The sequence below is a fragment of the Shewanella sp. Shew256 genome (assembly GCF_002196695.1).
Lineage (GTDB): Bacteria > Pseudomonadota > Gammaproteobacteria > Enterobacterales > Shewanellaceae > Shewanella > Shewanella mangrovisoli.
In genome coordinates this window covers 225,502-245,440 of the sequence record NZ_NAJR01000006.1, presented here as the reverse complement: position 1 = coordinate 245,440, position 19,939 = coordinate 225,502, and the positions used below count along the sequence as shown (strand labels likewise).

Annotated in this window: 21 protein-coding genes; 10 read left to right on the top strand and 11 right to left on the bottom strand. The window is 50.4% G+C overall.

From position 1 onward, the window contains the following. Positions 1–132: 132 nt before the first annotated feature. The 5 genes from B5P39_RS24985 to ubiD form a co-directional block, all read right to left on the bottom strand. Positions 133–561 carry a hypothetical protein gene (locus tag B5P39_RS24985; protein ID WP_254915787.1) on the bottom strand — a complete coding sequence of 143 codons (429 nt, stop codon included), beginning with the start codon at positions 559–561 and terminating at the stop codon, positions 133–135. Between the two features lie 45 nt (positions 562–606). Continuing rightward, the gene (locus B5P39_RS24980; RefSeq protein ID WP_369596979.1) at positions 607–1,176 is read right to left on the bottom strand and encodes a P-loop NTPase fold protein; all 570 of its coding nucleotides are present in this window, start codon (positions 1,174–1,176) and stop codon (positions 607–609) included. Between the two features lie 35 nt (positions 1,177–1,211). Continuing rightward, positions 1,212–1,886, bottom strand: a complete 675-nt coding sequence (locus tag B5P39_RS24975; RefSeq protein WP_254915785.1) for a P-loop NTPase fold protein — start codon at positions 1,884–1,886, stop codon at positions 1,212–1,214. 562 nt (positions 1,887–2,448) lie between these two features. After that, a complete protein-coding gene (gene fre / locus B5P39_RS13380) occupies positions 2,449–3,147 on the bottom strand; it encodes an NAD(P)H-flavin reductase (RefSeq protein ID WP_088211848.1) in 699 nt (232 codons plus the stop codon). Positions 3,148–3,257: 110 nt separating this feature from the next. Beyond that, a complete protein-coding gene (gene ubiD / locus B5P39_RS13375) occupies positions 3,258–4,739 on the bottom strand; it encodes a 4-hydroxy-3-polyprenylbenzoate decarboxylase (protein WP_011627318.1) in 1,482 nt (493 codons plus the stop codon). Between the two features lie 158 nt (positions 4,740–4,897). Between ubiD and B5P39_RS13370 the strand changes: the two genes are divergently transcribed. Together B5P39_RS13370 and B5P39_RS13365 are read left to right on the top strand one after the other, a co-directional pair. Beyond that, positions 4,898–5,656, top strand: a complete 759-nt coding sequence (locus tag B5P39_RS13370; protein ID WP_088211847.1) for a hypothetical protein — start codon at positions 4,898–4,900, stop codon at positions 5,654–5,656. A gap of 91 nt (positions 5,657–5,747) precedes the next feature. Beyond that, positions 5,748–6,959 (top strand): MFS transporter, encoded by a 1,212-nt coding sequence (locus B5P39_RS13365; protein WP_240520042.1) that lies wholly within the window; start codon positions 5,748–5,750, stop codon positions 6,957–6,959. A 51-nt stretch (positions 6,960–7,010) separates the two neighbouring features. Here B5P39_RS13365 and B5P39_RS13360 read toward each other — a convergent pair whose 3' ends face one another. The 4 genes from B5P39_RS13360 to arfB form a co-directional block, all read right to left on the bottom strand. Continuing rightward, positions 7,011–7,688 (bottom strand): SDR family NAD(P)-dependent oxidoreductase, encoded by a 678-nt coding sequence (locus tag B5P39_RS13360; RefSeq protein WP_088211845.1) that lies wholly within the window; start codon positions 7,686–7,688, stop codon positions 7,011–7,013. Positions 7,689–7,721: 33 nt separating this feature from the next. Next, positions 7,722–8,171, bottom strand: coding sequence for an acetyl-CoA carboxylase biotin carboxyl carrier protein (gene accB / locus B5P39_RS13355; RefSeq protein ID WP_088211844.1), 450 nt, complete (start codon positions 8,169–8,171; stop codon positions 7,722–7,724). Between the two features lie 34 nt (positions 8,172–8,205). Then, positions 8,206–8,640 (bottom strand): type II 3-dehydroquinate dehydratase, encoded by a 435-nt coding sequence (gene aroQ / locus B5P39_RS13350; protein ID WP_088211843.1) that lies wholly within the window; start codon positions 8,638–8,640, stop codon positions 8,206–8,208. Positions 8,641–8,741: 101 nt separating this feature from the next. Continuing rightward, the gene (arfB, locus tag B5P39_RS13345) at positions 8,742–9,155 is read right to left on the bottom strand and encodes an alternative ribosome rescue aminoacyl-tRNA hydrolase ArfB (protein WP_011621314.1); all 414 of its coding nucleotides are present in this window, start codon (positions 9,153–9,155) and stop codon (positions 8,742–8,744) included. 148 nt (positions 9,156–9,303) lie between these two features. On the opposite strand from arfB, the gene B5P39_RS13340 reads away from it, so the two are divergent. The 7 genes from B5P39_RS13340 to B5P39_RS13310 all read left to right on the top strand — a co-directional run bounded on the left by B5P39_RS13340 (position 9,304) and on the right by B5P39_RS13310 (position 17,143). Then, positions 9,304–9,669: an STAS/SEC14 domain-containing protein gene (locus B5P39_RS13340; RefSeq protein WP_011621315.1), complete on the top strand. Its 366-nt coding sequence runs from the start codon at positions 9,304–9,306 to the stop codon at positions 9,667–9,669. Positions 9,670–9,705: 36 nt separating this feature from the next. Continuing rightward, the gene (locus B5P39_RS13335; protein WP_011715717.1) at positions 9,706–9,909 is read left to right on the top strand and encodes a DUF3012 domain-containing protein; all 204 of its coding nucleotides are present in this window, start codon (positions 9,706–9,708) and stop codon (positions 9,907–9,909) included. Between the two features lie 164 nt (positions 9,910–10,073). Beyond that, positions 10,074–10,523 (top strand): hypothetical protein, encoded by a 450-nt coding sequence (locus B5P39_RS13330; protein WP_176399941.1) that lies wholly within the window; start codon positions 10,074–10,076, stop codon positions 10,521–10,523. 208 nt (positions 10,524–10,731) lie between these two features. Then, positions 10,732–12,102 carry a TolC family protein gene (locus B5P39_RS13325; protein ID WP_088211841.1) on the top strand — a complete coding sequence of 457 codons (1,371 nt, stop codon included), beginning with the start codon at positions 10,732–10,734 and terminating at the stop codon, positions 12,100–12,102. A gap of 15 nt (positions 12,103–12,117) precedes the next feature. Continuing rightward, the gene (locus B5P39_RS13320; RefSeq protein ID WP_088211840.1) at positions 12,118–13,401 is read left to right on the top strand and encodes an efflux RND transporter periplasmic adaptor subunit; all 1,284 of its coding nucleotides are present in this window, start codon (positions 12,118–12,120) and stop codon (positions 13,399–13,401) included. A 76-nt stretch (positions 13,402–13,477) separates the two neighbouring features. Then, positions 13,478–16,690, top strand: coding sequence for an efflux RND transporter permease subunit (locus B5P39_RS13315; RefSeq protein WP_088211839.1), 3,213 nt, complete (start codon positions 13,478–13,480; stop codon positions 16,688–16,690). Between the two features lie 129 nt (positions 16,691–16,819). Then, positions 16,820–17,143, top strand: a complete 324-nt coding sequence (locus tag B5P39_RS13310; RefSeq protein WP_088211838.1) for an antibiotic biosynthesis monooxygenase family protein — start codon at positions 16,820–16,822, stop codon at positions 17,141–17,143. 82 nt (positions 17,144–17,225) lie between these two features. On the opposite strand, the gene mscL is transcribed toward B5P39_RS13310, so the two are convergent. Together mscL and B5P39_RS13300 are read right to left on the bottom strand one after the other, a co-directional pair. Further along, a complete protein-coding gene (gene mscL, locus B5P39_RS13305; RefSeq protein WP_011621323.1) occupies positions 17,226–17,636 on the bottom strand; it encodes a large-conductance mechanosensitive channel protein MscL in 411 nt (136 codons plus the stop codon). A 184-nt stretch (positions 17,637–17,820) separates the two neighbouring features. Then, positions 17,821–18,774: a LysR family transcriptional regulator gene (locus tag B5P39_RS13300; RefSeq protein ID WP_011621324.1), complete on the bottom strand. Its 954-nt coding sequence runs from the start codon at positions 18,772–18,774 to the stop codon at positions 17,821–17,823. A 97-nt stretch (positions 18,775–18,871) separates the two neighbouring features. Between B5P39_RS13300 and B5P39_RS13295 the strand changes: the two genes are divergently transcribed. Next, positions 18,872–19,927: an HlyD family secretion protein gene (locus tag B5P39_RS13295; protein ID WP_088211837.1), complete on the top strand. Its 1,056-nt coding sequence runs from the start codon at positions 18,872–18,874 to the stop codon at positions 19,925–19,927. The last annotated feature ends 12 nt before the right edge of the window (positions 19,928–19,939 follow it).

Genomic DNA, 19,939 nt, shown 5'->3' with positions numbered 1-19,939 from the left:
TTCCCCCCGAAAGCTACGCAGACTTCCTGTCTGCGTTACGCGATTTTCTTCAACGCCCTTCAGCAACTTCGCAGGGGAGGTGAACTTCTGTAGACTCGGTGTATTGTTCATTCCCAAAGAGTTATGCAAATCCTATTTTTTTTCTGTTAGATCCTCTTGCCCCATCCAATCCAGAGGGGATGCCAACTCGACAAAGTCTTTATATTCATCCATACCGATATCTTCGAACTGATTTTTAATATAGAGAAAATTAGCCCACAAAAGAGCAGAGGCTTGGAATGGGTTAATACCTTTAGAGTTAAATTGATGATGTTTTTCGATAAGAGCCTTGCAAGTTTTCTCTAAATCTGTGTCCACTCTTTTCTGACGTTGGTGTGTGTCACTTAGAAACGCAAAGGTAGAACGCATTGTTTTGGAACCAAAGTGAGAAGAGAAAATTTCTTTCAGATATTTAAGTAACTCAAAACAATATGAGCCTGATGTGTAAGGTATGCCCATCGGGTCATAATATGGACCGTATGTAAACTGATGATCCGCATATTGCTGTGGGTCGAAGTTCATTTCAATAAGGCGGTTATGAGAACTTGTTGGTATGTAACTTTCTATTCACTCAGCTAAATAGATAGTTTTAGTACTATCACCTTTCTGGATAACTCGTTCAAACTTGCCATTTACGATTTCTTCAAAAAGTTCATTGTCCTTTTCTTTAATACAAAGCAAAGTCGACAACATTAATATATCGAGCTTGGAACCTCTGGGCATATTGGAAATGGTCGCCAGTATTCTATCGGTGATTTGAATAGCAGTACGCGCAGAGACCTTAAAGGCCTCAAGAACAATTGATATATTTTTAAGTGTTATTTTAGCATCACTATTTGGAGGGAATACTTCAATGTTGACTCTCTTTAAATAATCCTCTGAAAGCTTGTTGGCATCGCTGTGTACGTCTAAAAAATTTTCTAAATTAGGTGACTTGAGGCTATAACGACTATTGAAGAAGCGCCCGAGGTAAATTTTAGCGTCAAAACCCTCGCCGTATACCGCTTTAACGGCATGCTGCAGCTGCTCTGTGTCAGTTGCAATCACAAATACAACCCCATCAATATCAAAAATATGTTTAATAGTTTCTAGCATTTCAACAGCATAGCTAGGCCTACAGCGGTCTAATTCGTCAATAAAAATGAAAGCGGGATAGCCATTTTGTTTATGGCCTACAACAGCTTCAACCCATTCAGATACACTTTTTTTAGGCTATCAATCGCTTTGGATTTTGCATCATGTTCATCAATAAGATACTTAACTGCTTCTGAAGCGGCAAAGCTCATATCAATAGGGTTGCCATTTTTATCTAATAGATCTTGGCCATCTTCCCCCTTGATCTGACCAATATTTTCATTGTCGTCATCTGCATTCATAATTTCGACAGGATCTATGCCTACATATCGCTTAAATAATCCTCGACCAATACCAGGGGCCGCAGCCTTTAATAAGCCGATCAACGTACGAGGAGCTTTGAATACTGGAGAATCTTTATCTTTTCCTGCTTGCTTTCTTAATTGGTCAATGATGGATGAAATAACTGTCATTAAAGGGTCATCTGAGTAGTCCTTTTTCCATGCATCTACATATACTACAGGATAATACTCTTTTAGGTCTTCGGACCAGCGCTTGAGAAAGTAAGTTTTGCCAGCTCCCCACTCAGCATTGAGATTAAGCACATAATTCCGTTTTTTGTCATCATCAGTTCTCTGGTCATCATAACCTTGAGATGCTAGCAGTTTAGTTAGAAAAGTAGCGTACTTTTCTCTTCCTAGCTTATCTTCTGGAAAGAATTCATCATCAATATTTTTTCCTTGAGACCAATCCAAGATAACTTGCTTAACCATTTAATTATCCGAACGTTATTATTTAATAAGTTCGGAGTTTATGACTATTTATGACAGGCTGCAAAATATATTTTTTGGTAGTTGATTGATACTCTTTGATATTAAATTTCGCGCATATATTAAAATGGTTTCGTTCAAAGAAAGATCGGACTGGCAGAATCTGTTTGAGTAACAAATTACGGATTTGCTACAGAAGTTCACCAACCCCTCGGAGTTGCCGCAGGGCGAATAGACAAATTGCGTGAGTCTCGCCATGGATGGCGAGCTAGCTTTCGCAGGTGCAGGGACGCATCCTTCGGAAGCGATAGCAAATTTGGCAATGAGCACAAGGGGCTTTCAACTCCGTTGGGGCGTCATGGAGCATCCAAGGAGGATAGGACGAGCAGTCCTCCTTGGTCGGGTGTGGGGTGAAGCCCCACGACTTTAATCCAAACGAAGTTTGGGTAAACTCAATTGACTGCCATCTGCAAGATAGAAAAACAAAACCCCAGTAAAAACTGGGGTTTATTGTTTTGAACCTAGGTTGGCAAAGGTTGGCCAGCCAAGCTTACAAATTAACGCGTTATTTGATAAACGCGAAGGCATCGCCGTAGAGATGGGCTTCATCTACACCCATTTCACGGAAGATTTCGCGAGCGGCGCCAACCATATCGAAACGACCTGCGATATAGATGTCGTAGCCGTTTAGGCTGATAAAATCTTGCTTGATTTGCGCGAGCAGGTTAGCGGTTTTACCCTGCCAGTTAGCTGGAGCTTCTTCCACCACAGGCACAAAGTGTAACCAAGGGTGAGCGTCGTGCCATTGGCGGGCGATGCTTTCGTAGTACATCGCATCTTGGGTGCGGCAACCCCAGTAGAGGGTGGTTTCGACCTGTTGGCCGAGGGCGATTTGTTGCTCGACAATACTCTTGATGTAAGAGAAGCCTGTGCCACCTGCGATCAATAAACGTGGGCGCTGGCTGTCGTGGCGTAAGTGGGCTTCGCCGCCGGGAGCTTCGATGTCGATATGCGTGCTATTACGCAATTTTTCAACCACTTGCATTGGATAGCTTTCGCTGACGGCCGCGCCAATATGAAGCTCAATCACTTCGGCATTAGGGGCGGACGCGATAGAGAAGGGACGTTTATCTTTTTCACCCATCACAACACACAGGTATTGTCCCGCTTGAAACTCCAAGGGGGTGTCGGGCTTTAACCACACCTGATATACGGCGTCGTTAAAGGGGGTTACTTTCTCTATCTTACAACGTATGGTTTTCATCAAACTTCCTTTGCACCTTTCATCATTTGTTGTCGTTAGGTGTCACATTAAGGCCGCTGGCGGCCTATTCTCTTGGCTTAAGTGGGTGCGAGAGTCGTGCTTAAGCTGAATTATAGGGTTGGGCTGTCGTCTATGCCTAACTCATCCCAGATTGAGTCGATCTTTTGCTTAACCTTAGGATCCATCACAATCGGCGTGCCCCATTCGCGGTTGGTTTCGCCTTCCCACTTATTGGTGGCATCGAGGCCCATTTTGGAGCCGAGGCCTGCCACGGGGGAGGCAAAGTCGAGGTAATCGATAGGCGTGTTATCGATCATCACGGTATCGCGCTTAGGATCCATACGGGTGGTAATGGCCCAAATCACATCGTTCCAGTCGCGGCAATTCACATCGTCGTCGACCACCACAATAAATTTGGTATACATAAATTGGCGCAGGAAGGACCAAGCGCCCATCATCACCCGTTTCGCATGGCCAGGGTATTGTTTACGAATCGAGATCACCGCCATCCGATAGGAGCAACCTTCGGGCGGCAGGTAAAAATCAATAATTTCAGGATATTGCTTACGCAAAATCGGCACAAACACTTCGTTGAGTGCCACACCTAACATGGCGGGTTCATCCGGTGGACGGCCTGTGTAGGTGCTGTGGTAAATCGGATCCTTACGGTGGGTAATATGGGTCACGGTAAAGACTGGGAATTTATCCGTCTCGTTGTAGTAACCCGTGTGGTCGCCGTAGGGGCCTTCTTCGGCCATTTCGTCGGGATCGATATAGCCTTCGAGGATGATCTCGCTGCTGGCAGGCACTTCTAAATCACAGCTTAATGCCTTGCAGACTTCGGTGCGCTCGCCGCGCAGCAATCCTGCAAAGGCGTATTCGCTCATGGCATCGGGCACTGGGGTGACCGCGCCTAAAATGGTCACAGGATCAGAGCCTAAGGCTACCACCACAGGGTAACGCTCGCCGGGGAATTGCTCTTTAAAATCGGCAAAGTCGAGGGCGCCACCACGGTGGGACAGCCAGCGCATAATGAGTTTATTCTTGCCGAGCAACTGCTGACGGTAGATCCCAAGGTTTTGGCGACTCTTACGCGGACCTTTGGTAATGGTTAAGCCCCAAGTGACCAAAGGTGCGACATCGCCCGGCCAGCAATGCTGAATCGGCAGCTGAGTTAAATCAACCTCATCGCCCGTTTTTACCACTTGCTGACAGGCGGGATTACGCACCGTCTTAGGCGGCATATTCAAGGCTTGCTTGAACATGGGGATTTTTGAAATCGCGTCTTTAAAGCCGCGTGGTGGCTCGGGTTCTTTTAAAAACGCCAGCAGCTCACCTACATCGCGCAGCGCGAGCGGGTCTTCTTTGCCCAGCGCCATGGCGACGCGTTTTGGGGTACCAAAGAGGTTGGCCAGCACTGGCATTGAATGATTCGTTGGATTTTCGAATAGGAGTGCAGGGCCTTTGGCGCGTAGAACGCGATCGGCGATCTCTGTCATTTCTAAATGAGGATCAACGGGGTAGCTAATGCGTTTGAGTTCGCCATTGGCTTCCAGATGATCAATAAAGCTGCGTAAATCCTTAAAACTCATGTGGAAATAGCCTCTGCAGTGGAAATCCGTGTGGCGCGCACTATAGCATTTTTCTGTTTTAGGGTTAACCTATTCAGTGATCTTCCAGCTTTGGAAGCGTAAAATGCTTGTCCTAGGTCGATGTTTATTTGACCAGAGCCCGGTATTTCGAGGTTTATATGACACTCTTTCCATGCCTTGTTAAAGATAAATATCTTCAACTTCAATCAGTTTGCTTACCTAAGTCGGCTGAGCCTTGGCATAAAACAGGCTTTAGCTTGTCCTTACTGGGCGCCTTACTGATTTGCAGTTTAGCCGTGCCGAATCTGGCGGCAGCGCGCGATCGCGGCAATGATCGCCATAGCGAGAGTCACGGTCGCCACGACAATCACTACAATAATCACCATAAACATGGGGATAGCCATCGCCATTATCGTCCCTATTATCCTTGGGGATTGGGCCTAGGTGTTGGCTTAGCGACGGGCTGGGGCACGGGTTGGAATCTCGGCTATGGTTGGAACAATAACGGTTGGAACGATTGGGGCTGGAATAGCTCGCGTTATTGGAATTCACCCTATTCGGGCATAGGCTTGTCTATTCCCATGGCCTATGATGATACGCCAGTGGCGGTTTCGCCACCAGTGCGAGTCACAACGAGTATGCAATATTCGCCGAGTGAAGGCCGTATGGTGTCGAATATGCCAACGAATAGTGCGACTGTGATATCACAGACAGGTGTATCGACGGCTAGGGCATCCACAGCCTCGGCGGAGCAAATTGCCAATGTGCCCAGGGCGCGGGCGGCGCGCAGTGTGTCGAGCCTGCCGAGCAATGCCAGAATAGTGCAACAGGATGGCCGTACCTTATATGAGTGGCAAGGTACGCTTTACGCCTTCGATTGGAATAGCCAAACCTATCAAGAACAGTTAGTGAAGTAATGTTGTTTTAGGCCTTATCGACGGGAGCCCCGAGTGGGCTCCTATTTTTTTCTTAGCCAGTTGTCGTTTTATAGAATCGCGGAGAAATCGTTTGCAAGCAGTTCAACCCCAGACTCAGGCTCAAAGCAGCGCGCTTTGGGTGTTACTCGCCTTGGCATTAGGCACCTTTGCCCTAGGCACCACAGAATTTGCCGCCATGACCTTAGTGCCTTATATCGCCAGTGATTTAAGTGTCGATGTCGCCCATGTGAGTTATGCCATCAGCGCCTATGCCCTTGGAGTAGTGGTGGGCTCGCCCATCATTATGGTGCTGGGGGTGAGGATTAAGCGGCGCACGCTGTTAATCGCCTTGGCCGCCATGATGGCGGTTGCCAATGGCTTAAGCGCCCTGGCACCCAGCTTGAATTGGTTAGTCTTTTTCCGCTTTTTAAGCGGATTGCCCCATGGGGCTTACTTTGGGGTGGCTATGTTACTGGCGGCGTCCTTAGTGCCTCCCGAGATGAAGGCTCGAGCGGTTTCTCGGGTGATTATCGGTTTAACCTTAGCCACTATCGTTGGCGTGCCCTTCGCGACTTGGATGGGGCAAACCGTCGGTTGGCGCTCTGGTATCGGCATAGTGGCGATTATTGCCGCCGTGACTGCTGTTATGCTGTATTTTCTCGCGCCAAATGTCGCTGTACCGCAAAATGCCAGCCCGAAAAAAGAGCTGCAAACCCTGAAGAACCGTGAAGTTTGGCTCACGCTCGGCATTGCGGCTATCGGTTTTGGCGGGATTTTCTGTGTGTATACCTATCTGGCCGAAACGCTGATCCAAGTCACCCAAGTCGAGCCCTTTAAAATCCCGGTGATGATGGCGGTCTTTGGGATTGGCGCTACTTTGGGCACCTTAGTCTGTGGCTGGGCGGCGGATAAGTCGGCGCTGGCTGCGGCATTTTGGTCGCTGGTGTTAAGCACTTTAGTGTTGGCGCTGTATCCGAGTTTGACGGGCTCTTATTGGGCATTAATGCCGATCGTATTCTTTGTGGGTTCGGGGATTGGTCTAGCAACCATAGTACAGGCGCGATTAATGGATGTGGCCCCCGATGGGCAGGCCATGACCGGCGCCTTAGTACAATGTGCCTTTAACCTTGCCAATGCGATTGGCCCTTGGGTTGGCAGCTTAGTGATCTTATCAGGCCAAGGCATCGCCGCGACTGGTTATGCCGCAGCGCTGTTATCCCTCGGTGGTTTAGTCATGTGGTGGTTAACCCACAGGGAGAGCCGCCGCGCTGATAATCTTTGCACTGCAAACTGCATTGATTAAGCTGACCATGACGGCGCAGATCTATATCTGCGCCGCTTTTAAGTAAACTTCTTAACCTCTTTGTATGGTGATATCGGCGATATAACCATGTTCAGTGGCGAGCAGTGCTTGTTTTAGCATGCCTGCGGCCTCATCGGCGGACATAAAGCTTGAGGTATCTAGACTCTTACCACTACTCGGCCAAAAGCCGGTATCCATACCGCCGGGATAAACCGCAATCAACTTCATCTGACTCTGTTTGAGCTCCAAACGTACCGATTCGATAAAGCCCCTTACCGCCCATTTGGCGGCGCAGTAGGTCGATTCACCCGCTTTGGCGGCGAGGGCGGCGGTGGACATAACGATCACAACCTTAACTGCTTGCTGTTTATAGCGTTTCACCAATTCACGTACCAGCAGAATCGTTGAAGTGACATTGTTATTCAGCAGCGCCTGGATCTCACTCGCGCCTTGGGTTTCCAGTGCGCCAAAGTAACCACTGCCAGCGCAGTGGATAACCGTGTTGGGAGTATCGGTGAGGCCATCGAATAGCGCTTCGACACTCGCTTCGTCCGCTAAATCGGCACTGATGGCGCTGATGCTTTGGGTCGAAAATGGGCTGAGGGCATTGGCCACGGTATGCAGGCGATTGGCATCGCGCCCCGTCAGTGTAAGTGCTTGGTTATCCTTGGCATACAGGACGGCTAATGCCGCGCCTAAGCCACTGCTTGCGCCAGTAATCAGTATCATCTTTACCTCTTAGTGTTCTCTGGACGTTTAGGCTTAGATCAGGGTAAATAGCGGCTGATCGAAGGCGACATCGTCCCCATCTTTCACCCAAATGGCGCCGACTATGCCGTCACGCTCGGCCTCGATAGGATTTTGCATTCGCATGGCTTCGATGATGCAAAGCGTGTCGCCGCGCGCCACCCTTTGACCTATGCACACCAATGGCGCTTCGGTTTGGCCTTGCGACGCATGGAAGGTGCCGACCATGGGCGATAGCTGCACAAAACCTTCAATCACAGGCAGGGCGTCACGGGCTTTGGCAGGCTTTGGCGTCAGTGCTGAAGAGGGCGCAGGATGATGCGCGCCTTCAGGTGCGCTTGCGGTGTGCGGGCTGTAGCGGGTGATGCGAATGGACTCTTCCCCTTCGGTAATTGCCAGTTCTGCAATCCCAGATTCCTGCACTAATTCAATCAGTTTTTTGATCTTTCGAAGGTCAACCGCCATAGCTTGTAACTCCCTGTACTCACGCTAATCGCGTTTATGCCTTCAATCTCTTAATCGCCGCCGCGAGGGCAAACTCATAGCCTTGGGCGCCGAAACCACAAATCACTCCAATGGCCTTATCGGACAAATAGGAGTGGTGGCGGAAGGGCTCGCGGGCATGAACATTGGATAAATGCACTTCAAAGAAGGGGATGTCCACCCCAAGCAGTGCGTCACGCAGGGCCACACTGGTGTGGGTAAAGGCGGCGGGATTGATAATAATCATCTGCGCATCGGTGGCATGGATAGCGTTGATCAGCTCAAATTCGGCATTCGATTGAATATGCTCAAGTTCAACACCTGCTGCTTGAGCTTGTTTACTCAAAATGGCAACGATATCGGCTAAGGTTTGATGACCGTAAACACTGGGCTCACGGCGACCAAGGAGGTTTAAATTGGGGCCATTGATGAGCAGAACTTTATGATTCATTACGCTTTCCTTTTACGACATGCCTTAACGGGTTGAATGCCATTAACTTAACCTGTTCGGGCGGATTTTGCATTATGAATGTCACCGCGTTGTCGGCGGGGTTAATCAAACTTAATCTGTCGCATGGCCTTAGTCGCGCCGCGTTGTTTTTTCGCATCTAAGCGTTTGGTTTGGCTGCTTTTGGTCGCGCGGGTTGGAATACGTTTTTTGGGCACTTCGGCCACGCTGGCAACTAGGGCGATAAATTGCTCCAAGGCGGTTTGCCGATTCGCCTCTTGGCTACGGCTCGCCTGACATTTGATAATGATTTTGCCACTGGCGGTAATGCGATGATCGGCTTTTTGCAGCAGGCGCTGCTGATAAAACTCGGGTAATGACGAGTTTCTGATATCAAAAATCAATTGGGCGGCGGTGGAGACTTTATTGACATTCTGCCCGCCAGCGCCGCTGGAGCGGATAAATTGCCACTCGATTTCATTTTCCGGAAGTTCCACACGGTTTGAGATTTTTATCATGGCAGACTTAGGGTTTTGTCCAATTGCTTTGAGAAGCGATCAATAACTGCTTATGGCTTTTCAATAGATTTGTTATCATCGGCGCATTCTTGCTGGGCAGGCGTGTTTGCCCGTTTGCAAAATAGTGTTCTCGTTTCGGAGTGCCTTTATGTTATGCCAAATCCCCGATATTGCTAAGGGTGTTATCAGTCTTTTCGCCAGTGGTCGACTCTCATCAACCGATTATCGTACCCGTTTACAGCCGGCCATTAAGAGTTACCGCAAGGATTGGGGACAAGTTTGCCTATATATCGAGGCGGACGTCTTACTCGAAGGCTGGGAATTTGAGTCGCTAACGGGCAGCGGCGAAGTCCAACTCCCTAATTTTGAAGCCTTAGTATTTGTTGGTGGCCCAGATTGGGTGGGTAACGCTGTGCGTTTACTCGGCCCCTTTATGCAAGGCGAAGTGGCTTGGTTCCCTTTAGAACAAAAAGCCAAAGCTATCGACTGGATTGCGAAACGTTCAACTTTTTAACGGCCCATGGTGGGTATTACTTATAAGGAATTAACTATGTCTTTGTTGAAAACTATGACTGCCAAACCGACCGCTAAATTAGGCGCTATCGCCTTAGTATTGGCCTTTACCGCAGGCTTAAGTGCCTGTGCGCCAGAGGTCGGTAGTGATGCTTGGTGTAAGCAAATGAAGGATAAACCTTCAGGTGATTGGACGGCGAACGAAGCTGCCGATTACGCTAAACACTGTGTGTTTAAGTAAGCTTTTCAAGCGAATAGTGTCACAGCTTGGCTGATTTTTAGTTGCAAGCTGTGAACTTATGCTTAAAATCCCTGTCTGAAGTTTGCACAAGCTATTGCTTAACAACCTACTGAATCGTCCAAAGGTGATATTTGATTTCGACCGCCAAGCCATTCTTTAGCCGAATGGTGACCCTACTGATAGCCATTATCGTGCTGCAATTTGCGGGAGCGAATTTGGGTGCGCATCAGTTACATGCGGGTAATGGCGCCGAAGAAGCCGAAAATCATCCCCATCTCCAATTTAGTGCTCCCGTGACCATCTTAGCCCAATGTGTGGATTGTGTGTGTGCCAATGAGCAGACTCCCGGATTCAGCGCCGAGCAGTTTGGCGAAGCCGCATTCAAGGCGGGCGTATCGACTGCCAGTGCTAGTGGCCACTCACATTTAGTGCAAACCACTGAAATTCAAAATTTTGATCTTTGCCTCGATTGCCAATGTCATGGCGGTCATGTGGCGCTGCTATCCCATTCCTACAGCCAAACGTCTATCGCGTTTGAAACGGCTTATGTACCAACGGATTTAGCCTATTTCCCTCCCGATCAATTACCTAAGTACCGCCCTCCCATCGCTTAACCTTCAATATCTGCTTATCGCTTCGTTATTGTGCGCAGCCATAAGCCCTTAATTTATCCCCACAGCATCGATAACTGGTCTACACGGCCTTGGCTCGCGCTAGCGCTTTGAGCTTATTCGACATTTTACGCTTTTGGGGAGCTTTCGATTGGTATTCACACGTCTCTTGCGTGGGGCCAGTCCTATTTAGATATTGTTAGGAATTGCGATGAAGAAAACCATTATCGCCCAGACCTTGTTTGGCCTGTTTAGCACACTCGTGCTCGTTGGCGGACAGGTTCACTCTGCTGTTGCAGCAACCTCAAGCCTTGAGGTGAACGAGCTAAATGCCGAAGGCACTTTATTAGCGCAAGGCGAGCTATTAACCGAAGAAACTCAAGCTTCCCTCAAGCAGTGGTTGCCTGAGTTACTCAAGCAAATTAATCAGTTACCCGAAGTGCAGGCGCAAATTGCTCGGCAGCAACAGGCTGAGCTCGCCATTGCGGCGGCGGATCGCGCCATCTATAACCCAGAGCTTGGACTCAATTATCAAAACGCCGACACAGATACCTACAGCCTAGGGCTGAGCCAAACCCTAGATTGGGGCGATAAGCGCGGCGTGGCGACTCGCCTTGCCCAGCTCGAGGCGCAAATCCTGTTAGCGGATATACAGCTAGAGCGCAGTCAGATGTTGGCCGAGCGGCTATTGGCACTGGCCGAGCAAGCACAAAGCAATAAGGCGCTGAACTTCGCCGAGCAGCAATTAAGGTTTACACAGGCACAGCTCAATATTGCCGAGCAGCGCTTTGCTGCGGGGGATTTATCCGATGTTGAGTTGCAACTGCTAAAGCTCGAATTGGCGAGTAACACCGCCGATTATGCGCTGGCCGAGCAAGCGGCGTTAGTGGCCGATGGCAAAGTCATCGAATTACTCGGAGTCGATAAGCTGGGATTTAGGGAGTTTATCCCCGAAATTGGTCAATGGGTGACGCAATTGACCCCGAAAGTGAATTTACCCGCATTGACCAGTGCCCATCAACAGGTGCTGCTGGCCAAGGCCAATGCCATGAAGGTTAAGGCGGACACGGCGGCCGATCCCACCATCAACCTCGGTGTTGAAAAGGAAGGCGATGACAACAAGTTTGGCGTCGGCGTGGCCATCCCTTTGCAGGTGCGGAATAACTACAGTGAGTTACAGGCGGTTGCCGACAAGGGGATCGCTATCGCGGAGCAGAACTACTTAGCCCGTGAGCGAGTACTTACGGCCAAACAGGCACAATTTACCAATGCTTTACCCCGTTTACTGGCGCGCTACCAAGATTGGCGTGAGCGAGTCGCAGCCTCGGGGAGTAAAGCCGCTAAATCCTTAAGTGAGCTGTGGCGTTCGGGGGATGTGAGTACTAGCGAGTATTTGCAGAGTCGGCGCCAGCTCGCGACCAGTTATTTGGTCGGTTTAAACCTCGAAACGGCAATTTATCAGAGTTGGTTAACTTGGATGGGGGACAGCGGTCAGCTGCTGCCCGTGGTTGACACCTTAGCCGACAAATCCGTCGACAAATCAAGTTCCACTTCTTCCACAAATGCCGTGCCAGCAAAGTAATCGTGAGGTAACACTATGAATTCATTTACTCAAAAATCGTCTTTCCAAACGTTGGGCACAGTTTCTGCTGAAGGCTTAAGGTCGTTATTTACTCCTTCTCGTTTAGCCTTGGCCTTGATGCTTGCCTCCTTAACCCTGACGGCGCCAACCTTCGCGGGCGAAGGCCATGATCACGACGCTGAAAAGGTCACCAATAAGGCAGAAAAAAGCGCTTCCGCGACGGAAGATGACCATGGTGAGCAGGCACTTACTTTTACGCCTGCGCAGCTGGAACTTGCCGGCGTGCGCCTGTTGCCCCTGAGCAGCGATAGCTTAAGTTTTAGCAATCTCAACCTCGATACTATTGCGACCGCCACTCTAGTGGTTGACCGTGATAGAACCGCGACCTTAGCACCGCAGCTGGATGTGCGGGTGCAGGCGCGCCATGTGGTGCCCGGCCAAGAGGTGAAAAAAGGTGAGCCCTTACTGACCTTAGGCGGTGCAGAAGTCGCCAAGGCGCAGGCGGAATATATCAATGCCGCCGCCGAGTGGAGTCGAGTGCGCCGTATGAGTGAGGGCGCTGTGAGTGTGAGCCGCAGAATGCAGGCGCAGGTCGATGCCGAACTGAAGCGAGCGATTTTAGAGGCGATCAAAATGACCCCTGAACAAATTCGTACCTTAGAGTCGACCCCAGAAGCTATCGGCAGCTATCAACTTTTAGCGCCTATCGATGGCCGTGTGCAGCAGGATATCGCCATGCTAGGCCAAGTGTTCACAGCTGGCACACCATTAATGCAATTGACCGATGAATCGCACCTTTGGGTCGAAGCGCAATTAACTCCGGCGCAGGCGGCCAATGTGAATGTCGGTGGTCCGGCGTTGGTGCAAGTTGGGGACAAAACGCTGGCGGGCAAGATTATTGGCCGCTCCCATGAGCTGGATAGTGTGACTCGCACCGAGCAGATTTTAGTCAGCATGCCAAACCCTGAGCATGTGCTGCACGCGGGGCAATTTGCCGAGCTGTATTTTGCCGATGCGCCTAAAGGTAGCGACCTATCATCAGGCTTCTCTTCTGGAATCGTCTTGCCCGATGCGGCGCTAACCCGCAGTGGTGACGGCGATTGGCAGATCTTTATTCAAGACGAAGATGGTTTCGAAGCCATTGAGGTGGAACTAGTGCAGCGTCAGCGCGGCTTAAGCCTAGTGCGCGGCGACAAGTTGGATAAGGCGCGACAGGCACAACTAAAAGTGGTGGTGGGAGGCGCATTTTTCTTGGCGTCGGAGCAGGCCAAAGCTGGCTTTGATATTCATGCCCACTAATGCCGATGAGTCGAACCTTCTCAAGCCCTTTTTTACGCCTTTTTAAAGGCTTAGGGCGAATGCGCGAGGAATTTTTATGTTGCAAAAAGCAATCGAAGCCGCGATTAAAAATCGGCTATTAGTAGTGCTGGCACTGCTTGCTGTGGTGGCCGCTAGTGTGGCCATGTTGCCCAAACTGAATCTGGATGCCTTTCCCGATGTCACCAACGTACAGGTGACTATCAATACCGCGGCCGAGGGCTTGGCCGCCGAAGAGGTGGAAAAGCTTATCAGTTATCCGGTCGAATCGGCCATGTATGCCTTGCCGGCGGTGACCGAGGTGCGCTCGTTATCCCGTACTGGCTTGTCCATCGTGACCGTGGTATTTGCCGAGGGCACGGATATTTACTTTGCTCGCCAGCAAGTGTTTGAGCAGTTACAGGCGGCGCGGGAGATGATCCCAAGCGGAGTGGGCGTGCCAGAAATTGGCCCTAACACTTCAGGTTTGGGGCAGATTTATCAGTACATTCTGCGGGCTGACCCTAGCTCGGGTATTAATGCCGCCGAGCTGCGAAGCCTTAACGATTACCTCGTTAAACTGATCATGATGCCCGTGGGCGGCGTGACCGATGTTTTATCCTTTGGCGGCGAGGTACGTCAGTATCAAGTACAGGTCGACCCTAATAAGTTGCGAGCCTATGGTTTGTCGATGGCTCAGGTGAGCGAGGCGCTTGAGAGCAATAACCGCAACGCCGGTGGTTGGTTTATGGACCAAGGCCAAGAGCAATTGGTGGTGCGGGGTTATGGCATGTTACCCGCGGGTGAAGCAGGGCTTGCCGCAATCGCCCAAATTCCGCTGACCGAAGTGCGTGGCACGCCTGTGCGAGTGGGTGATATTGCTCAGGTCGATTTTGGCAGTGAGATCCGTGTAGGGGCCGTGACTATGACGCGCCGCGATGAGGCGGGTCAGGCGCAAAACTTGGGGGAAGTAGTGGCGGGCGTGGTGCTTAAGCGCATGGGCGCCAACACTAAGGCGACGATTGATGATATCGATGCGCGGATTAATCTGATTGAGCAGGCGCTACCTAAGGGCGTGTCCTTCGAGGTGTTTTACGACCAAGCGGACTTAGTAGATAAAGCCGTTACCACAGTGCGCGATGCGTTGCTGATGGCCTTTGTGTTTATCGTGGTGATCTTGGCGCTGTTCCTTGTGAATATCCGCGCCACCCTGTTGGTGCTGCTGTCTATCCCCGTATCCATTGGTTTGGCGCTGATGGTGATGTCTTACTATGGCTTGTCTGCCAATCTGATGTCCCTCGGCGGGTTAGCGGTGGCCATTGGTATGTTGGTCGATGGTTCTGTGGTGATGGTTGAGAATATTTTCAAACATTTAACTCAGCCTGACCGCCGACACTTAGCTCAAGCGAGAAGCCGCGCGGATGGCGAAGCCGACCCATACCATGGTGATGAGGATGGTAGTGCTCACGCTGTAGAAGCGGATAATAGCATGGCCGTGCGCATCATGCTGGCGGCGAAAGAGGTATGCAGTCCGATCTTCTTCGCGACCGCCATCATCATTGTGGTGTTTGCGCCGCTATTTGCGCTAGAAGGGGTTGAGGGCAAGTTGTTCCAACCTATGGCGGTCAGCATTATTTTGGCGATGATTTCCGCTTTACTGGTGGCCTTAATTGCCGTGCCTGCACTGGCGGTTTATCTGTTTAAGCGTGGCGTTGTGCTGAAGGAGAGCGTCGTCTTAGCCCCTTTGGACTCGGACTATCGCAAGCTGCTGAGTGCAACCCTTGCTCGGCCAAAGCTGGTGATGATCAGCGCGCTGCTGATGTTTGCAATGAGTATGGTATTGCTACCAAGGCTAGGCACTGAGTTTGTGCCCGAACTAGAGGAAGGCACCATTAACCTGAGGGTGACGCTGGCGCCGACCGCGAGCCTTGGCACTTCCTTAGATGTGGCGCCAAAGCTTGAGGCCATGTTGCTGGAATTCCCCGAGGTGGAATATGCCTTGAGCCGTATCGGTGCGCCCGAATTAGGCGGCGATCCTGAGCCTGTCAGCAATATCGAAGTCTATATCGGCCTTAAGCCCATCGAAGAATGGCAATCGGCTAACTCGCGTTTGGAGCTGCAACGGCTGATGGAGGAAAAGCTCAGTGTCTTCCCTGGACTGCTGTTGACCTTCTCACAACCGATTGCGACGCGAGTCGATGAGCTGCTCTCTGGGGTAAAGGCACAGTTGGCGATTAAACTTTTCGGCCCCGAGTTAGACGTCTTATCTGAAAAGGGTCAAGTGCTCACCGATCTGGTGGCAAAAATTCCCGGCGCTGTGGATGTGTCCCTCGAGCAGGTGAGTGGGGAGGCGCAGCTTGTGGTGCGGCCAGACCGCGCGCAACTTGCCCGCTATGGCATCAGTGTCGATCAAGTGATGTCGCTAGTTAGTCAAGGGATTGGTGGCGCCAGCGCCGGACAGGTGATTGACGGTAACGCGAGATACGACATCAATTTACGCCTCGCAGCCGAGTATCGCAGCAGCCCTGATGTGATTAAGGATTTACTCCTTAGTGGCAGCAATGGTGCCACTGTGCGGTTAGGCGAAGTGGCCAGTGTTGAGGTGGAAATGGCGCCGCCGAATATTCGCCGTGATGATGTGCAGCGCCGTGTGGTGGTGCAAGCCAACGTGGCGGGGCGGGACATGGGATCTGTGGTCAAGGATATCTATGCGCTGGTGCCTCAGGCCGATTTGCCCGCGGGATATACTGTGATTGTGGGTGGTCAGTATGAAAATCAGCAGAGGGCACAACAAAAGCTGATGTTGGTGGTGCCAGTCTCCATCGCTTTGATTGCCTTGCTGTTGTACTTCTCCTTTGGTGCGGTGAAGCAGGTCTTATTGATCATGGCGAACGTTCCTCTGGCATTGATCGGCGGTATCGTGGCGCTGTTTGTCAGCGGCACTTATCTGTCGGTGCCGAGCTCCATCGGTTTTATCACGCTGTTTGGGGTGGCGGTGCTCAATGGGGTGGTATTAGTGGACTCGATTAACCAGCGCAGACAGAGCGGCGAGTCGCTCTATGACTCGGTTTACGAAGGCACGGTTGGCCGCTTACGCCCCGTACTGATGACGGCCTTGACCTCGGCCTTGGGTTTGATCCCCATCTTAGTGTCATCGGGTGTGGGCAGTGAAATCCAAAAGCCACTGGCGGTGGTGATTATCGGCGGGCTGTTTAGCTCTACGGCACTGACGTTATTGGTGTTGCCGACCCTGTATCGTTGGTTATATCGCCACGATAAGTCATCAGCTTAGTGGGATGCTGAGCCTTGACCTCATTTTGTGGCAAGGCTCAATGTTAAAGTTAAAAATCAGTGAGCTATCGTGCGCGATCTAGGCTAGGCTTAGCTCTGGTATTAAGGATTACTATCTTTGGAGAGCATTATGATCGCAGTCATTTTTGAAGTCGTGCCCACGAAAGAAGGCAAGGAAGAATATCTGCACGTGGCAGCCGAGATGCGCCAATATTTAGAAGGGCGTCAGGGGCTGATTTCAATTGAACGGTTTCAGAGCTTAACCGACGATGGCAAGGTGCTGAGCTTATCGTTTTGGGATGATATGGCCTCTCTTACCCAATGGCGTAATCAAATGGCCCACAGCATCGCTGAGCAATCTGGCATTGTGCCTTGCTTATTTAACTCTTATCGCATCCGCGTTGCTGAAGTGGTGCAAGACTATAGCGAAACTGTGCACGACGTGCCCGAGTAAGCTAAGCGCTTATATAAAAACAAAACCCATCGAAGTCGATGGGTTTTTTATTGCAATCAATCGGATAAAAAATAGCGTTAGCTTACTTTTCTTGCTGCGCTTTAAGCAGATCGCGGATCTCAGATAACAGCTCTTGATCTTTGGTCGGCGCTGGTGGAGCTTTCGGCGCTTCTTCCTGTTTGCGTTTTAGGCTGTTAATGGCTTTTAAGCCCATAAAAATCGCGAAGGCGATAATGGTAAAATCGATAACGGTTTGAATGAATTTACCGTAAGCAATCACCACCGCTGGTGCATCGCCCTGGGCGGCTTGCAACACTATGCTCAGATCGCTGAAATTCACGCCACCTAAGATGATCCCAATTGGCGGCATAATGATATCGGCCACAAAGGATGAGACTATCTTGCCAAAAGCGGCACCGATGATAATACCCACCGCCATATCGATCACATTGCCACGGGACGCAAAAGCCTTGAACTCTTTAATTAAGCTCATTAGGTTTCCTCCGAAATTAAAAATGAAATGTTAAATTTTATTGTGTTAACTGTATCAGGAAAACCTAAGGGTCTTTTGCTGCCTGTTACCTTGCCAAGCTTATAGGGGCTTAAGGATTAAGGCAATTCTGACATTCTGGATTTATCCTTCATCGGCTAATTTCAGCTCGGCAAGGTTACAATTGTTAAGTCGAACGAGGGTTATTGGGTTCTTGCTGGCCAATAAATTCCGGCACTTCTAATACCTGTGAACCCCAGCGTTTGAACAGGGCGGTATAAATAAACTCGATAAAGACACGGTATTTGCGCGGTAAATACGCCCGTTTGGGATAACTGAGCACTACTTTGGTTTGCACCATAGGGTAATCGTCGAGGAGTGGCACTAAATAGCCTTTCTCTATCGCCTCCTGCGCAATAATCGACGGCACGGCCGTAATGCCAAGCCCCGCAATGGCGGCTTCGCGGGCAATAGTGACATTGTTTACCGTGAGTTGGGTGACGGGTTCAATCACCACCCAAGACTGGCCATCAAACAGCTTCCACGCACCTTCGATATGCGCCGACTGTAAGCGGATCGCTTTATGCTTGGCTAAGTCCTGCGGCACTTTTGGCGTGCCATGTTCGGCTAAATAACTTGGGCTTGCCATCAAGGATTTGTAGGCGTTAACTAAGGAATAACTCTGCAGACGAGTATCGCTCGAGTCGGCGATTTGGAATAACAAATCGATACCTTCTTCTATCACATCCACCTTACGGTTAGTGAGCTCAGCCTCAATGGTGATATCGGGATAAAGGGTTAAAAACTGGGCGAAGATAGGCCCGAGGAACAATTGGCCTAATTCGATGGGGCACACTATTTTTAGGTTGCCTTTAATCAATTGTTGATGGGCGCTGAGCTGATTTTCGGCGCTCTGTAGATCGCTCAAGATCTTATTGATCCGATTGTAGTAACTCGATCCCGCCTCGGTGAGTTTGAGTGCGCGGGTCGTTCGGAATAACAATTGGGTACCAGTATCTGACTCCAGTTCGGCAATCTTGCGGCTGACAGTGGCCTTAGTTAAACCAAGGGCCTTAGCGGCGCCAGTGAAGCTGCCTTGCTCGACCACTTGGGCAAATATCTGCACACGATTGAGATCCATGATTGTTACACCTGTGAAACAGTGGGTTGACTTTTAGCTATCTAATAAACGTGATGAGACAGTAGTACACTAGCACTCACTAATCAAGGAGTCATTCATGTCCAAAAGTAAACTCATCATCGCCGTTCCACTATTGCTCGCCGCCGTTGCGGGTGGCGGTTATTACTGGTGGACGCAGGTTCGTTTTATCGAAACCACTGACAACGCCTATGTGGAGGCCGATATCTCCCATGTGAGCGTGAAAGTCCCAGGTTATGTGGTGTTATCCGATGTGACCGATAACCAACATGTGCGCAAGGGCGAGTTATTGGCGCAACTAGAAGATAATCAGTTTAGCGCTAAAGTCAGTCAAGCCGAGGCGTCACTCGCCAGTGCTAAGGCCGATCTGCAAACCTTAGCCGCTAAGGTGGAACTGCAGCACGCGTTGATCAGCCAAGCGAGTGCGGGCGTGGTGGCGGCGCAGGCCGACAAACTGCGTGCCGAGCAACAGTTAAGCCGAGCTAAAAAGTTAAAAGTCAGCAACTACAGCTCACAGGACGATGTCGACCAATTACAAGCAGGTTTTGATTCCGCTGCCGCTGGGCTAGATGAAGCCAAGGCACTGTTAGTGGCTAAAGAGCGTGAGCTGGCTGTGTTCAATGCCCAGCTTAATCAAGCAGGCTCTGTGGTTGAACAGTCGAATGCGGCATTGGAGCTGGCTAAAATTCAGCTTAATGATACCCGCGTGACCGCGCCTTTCTCTGGGGTGATTGGTAAACGCGGCGCTATGGTGGGGCAATATGTGCAACCCGGCCAGGCACTCTACAGTTTGGTTCCGGATGGGGCTGTGTGGATCACGGCGAACTTTAAAGAAACCCAAATCCAACATATGCAACCTGGACAGTCGGTGCAGGTCAGTCTCGATGCGTTTCCCGACAAAACCTTTACAGGTGTTATCGATAGTCTGTCACCGGCGTCCGGAGCCAAATTTAGTCTGCTGCCCGCCGAAAATGCCACGGGTAACTTCACGAAAATCGTGCAACGTATCCCTGTGCGGATCCGTTTAGATCTCTCAGAAGAAGAGGCGCGTGTCGTCCCCGGTTTAAGTGCCGTGGTTAAGGTCGATACTGCGTCGCATCCGACGACAGCCATCGCTGCAATCGTCGGTCGCTAAGTAGGTCGTTAA

Excerpts from the sequence above, each read along its gene's own strand:
- B5P39_RS24985 (WP_254915787.1), bottom strand. The coding sequence starts at position 561 with ATGAACTTCGACCCACAGCAATATGCGGATCATCAGTTTACATACGGT.
- B5P39_RS24975 (WP_254915785.1), bottom strand. The coding sequence starts at position 1,886 with ATGGTTAAGCAAGTTATCTTGGATTGGTCTCAAGGAAAAAATATTGAT.
- fre (WP_088211848.1), bottom strand. The coding sequence starts at position 3,147 with ATGAAAACCATACGTTGTAAGATAGAGAAAGTAACCCCCTTTAACGAC.
- ubiD (WP_011627318.1), bottom strand. The coding sequence starts at position 4,739 with ATGAGTTTTAAGGATTTACGCAGCTTTATTGATCATCTGGAAGCCAAT.
- B5P39_RS13370 (WP_088211847.1), top strand. The coding sequence starts at position 4,898 with ATGACACTCTTTCCATGCCTTGTTAAAGATAAATATCTTCAACTTCAA.
- B5P39_RS13360 (WP_088211845.1), bottom strand. The coding sequence starts at position 7,688 with ATGATACTGATTACTGGCGCAAGCAGTGGCTTAGGCGCGGCATTAGCC.
- accB (WP_088211844.1), bottom strand. The coding sequence starts at position 8,171 with ATGGCGGTTGACCTTCGAAAGATCAAAAAACTGATTGAATTAGTGCAG.
- aroQ (WP_088211843.1), bottom strand. The coding sequence starts at position 8,640 with ATGAATCATAAAGTTCTGCTCATCAATGGCCCCAATTTAAACCTCCTT.
- arfB (WP_011621314.1), bottom strand. The coding sequence starts at position 9,155 with ATGATAAAAATCTCAAACCGTGTGGAACTTCCGGAAAATGAAATCGAG.
- B5P39_RS13340 (WP_011621315.1), top strand. The coding sequence starts at position 9,304 with ATGTTATGCCAAATCCCCGATATTGCTAAGGGTGTTATCAGTCTTTTC.
- B5P39_RS13335 (WP_011715717.1), top strand. The coding sequence starts at position 9,706 with ATGTCTTTGTTGAAAACTATGACTGCCAAACCGACCGCTAAATTAGGC.
- B5P39_RS13330 (WP_176399941.1), top strand. The coding sequence starts at position 10,074 with ATGGTGACCCTACTGATAGCCATTATCGTGCTGCAATTTGCGGGAGCG.
- B5P39_RS13325 (WP_088211841.1), top strand. The coding sequence starts at position 10,732 with ATGAAGAAAACCATTATCGCCCAGACCTTGTTTGGCCTGTTTAGCACA.
- B5P39_RS13320 (WP_088211840.1), top strand. The coding sequence starts at position 12,118 with ATGAATTCATTTACTCAAAAATCGTCTTTCCAAACGTTGGGCACAGTT.
- B5P39_RS13315 (WP_088211839.1), top strand. The coding sequence starts at position 13,478 with ATGTTGCAAAAAGCAATCGAAGCCGCGATTAAAAATCGGCTATTAGTA.
- B5P39_RS13310 (WP_088211838.1), top strand. The coding sequence starts at position 16,820 with ATGATCGCAGTCATTTTTGAAGTCGTGCCCACGAAAGAAGGCAAGGAA.
- mscL (WP_011621323.1), bottom strand. The coding sequence starts at position 17,636 with ATGAGCTTAATTAAAGAGTTCAAGGCTTTTGCGTCCCGTGGCAATGTG.
- B5P39_RS13300 (WP_011621324.1), bottom strand. The coding sequence starts at position 18,774 with ATGGATCTCAATCGTGTGCAGATATTTGCCCAAGTGGTCGAGCAAGGC.
- B5P39_RS13295 (WP_088211837.1), top strand. The coding sequence starts at position 18,872 with ATGTCCAAAAGTAAACTCATCATCGCCGTTCCACTATTGCTCGCCGCC.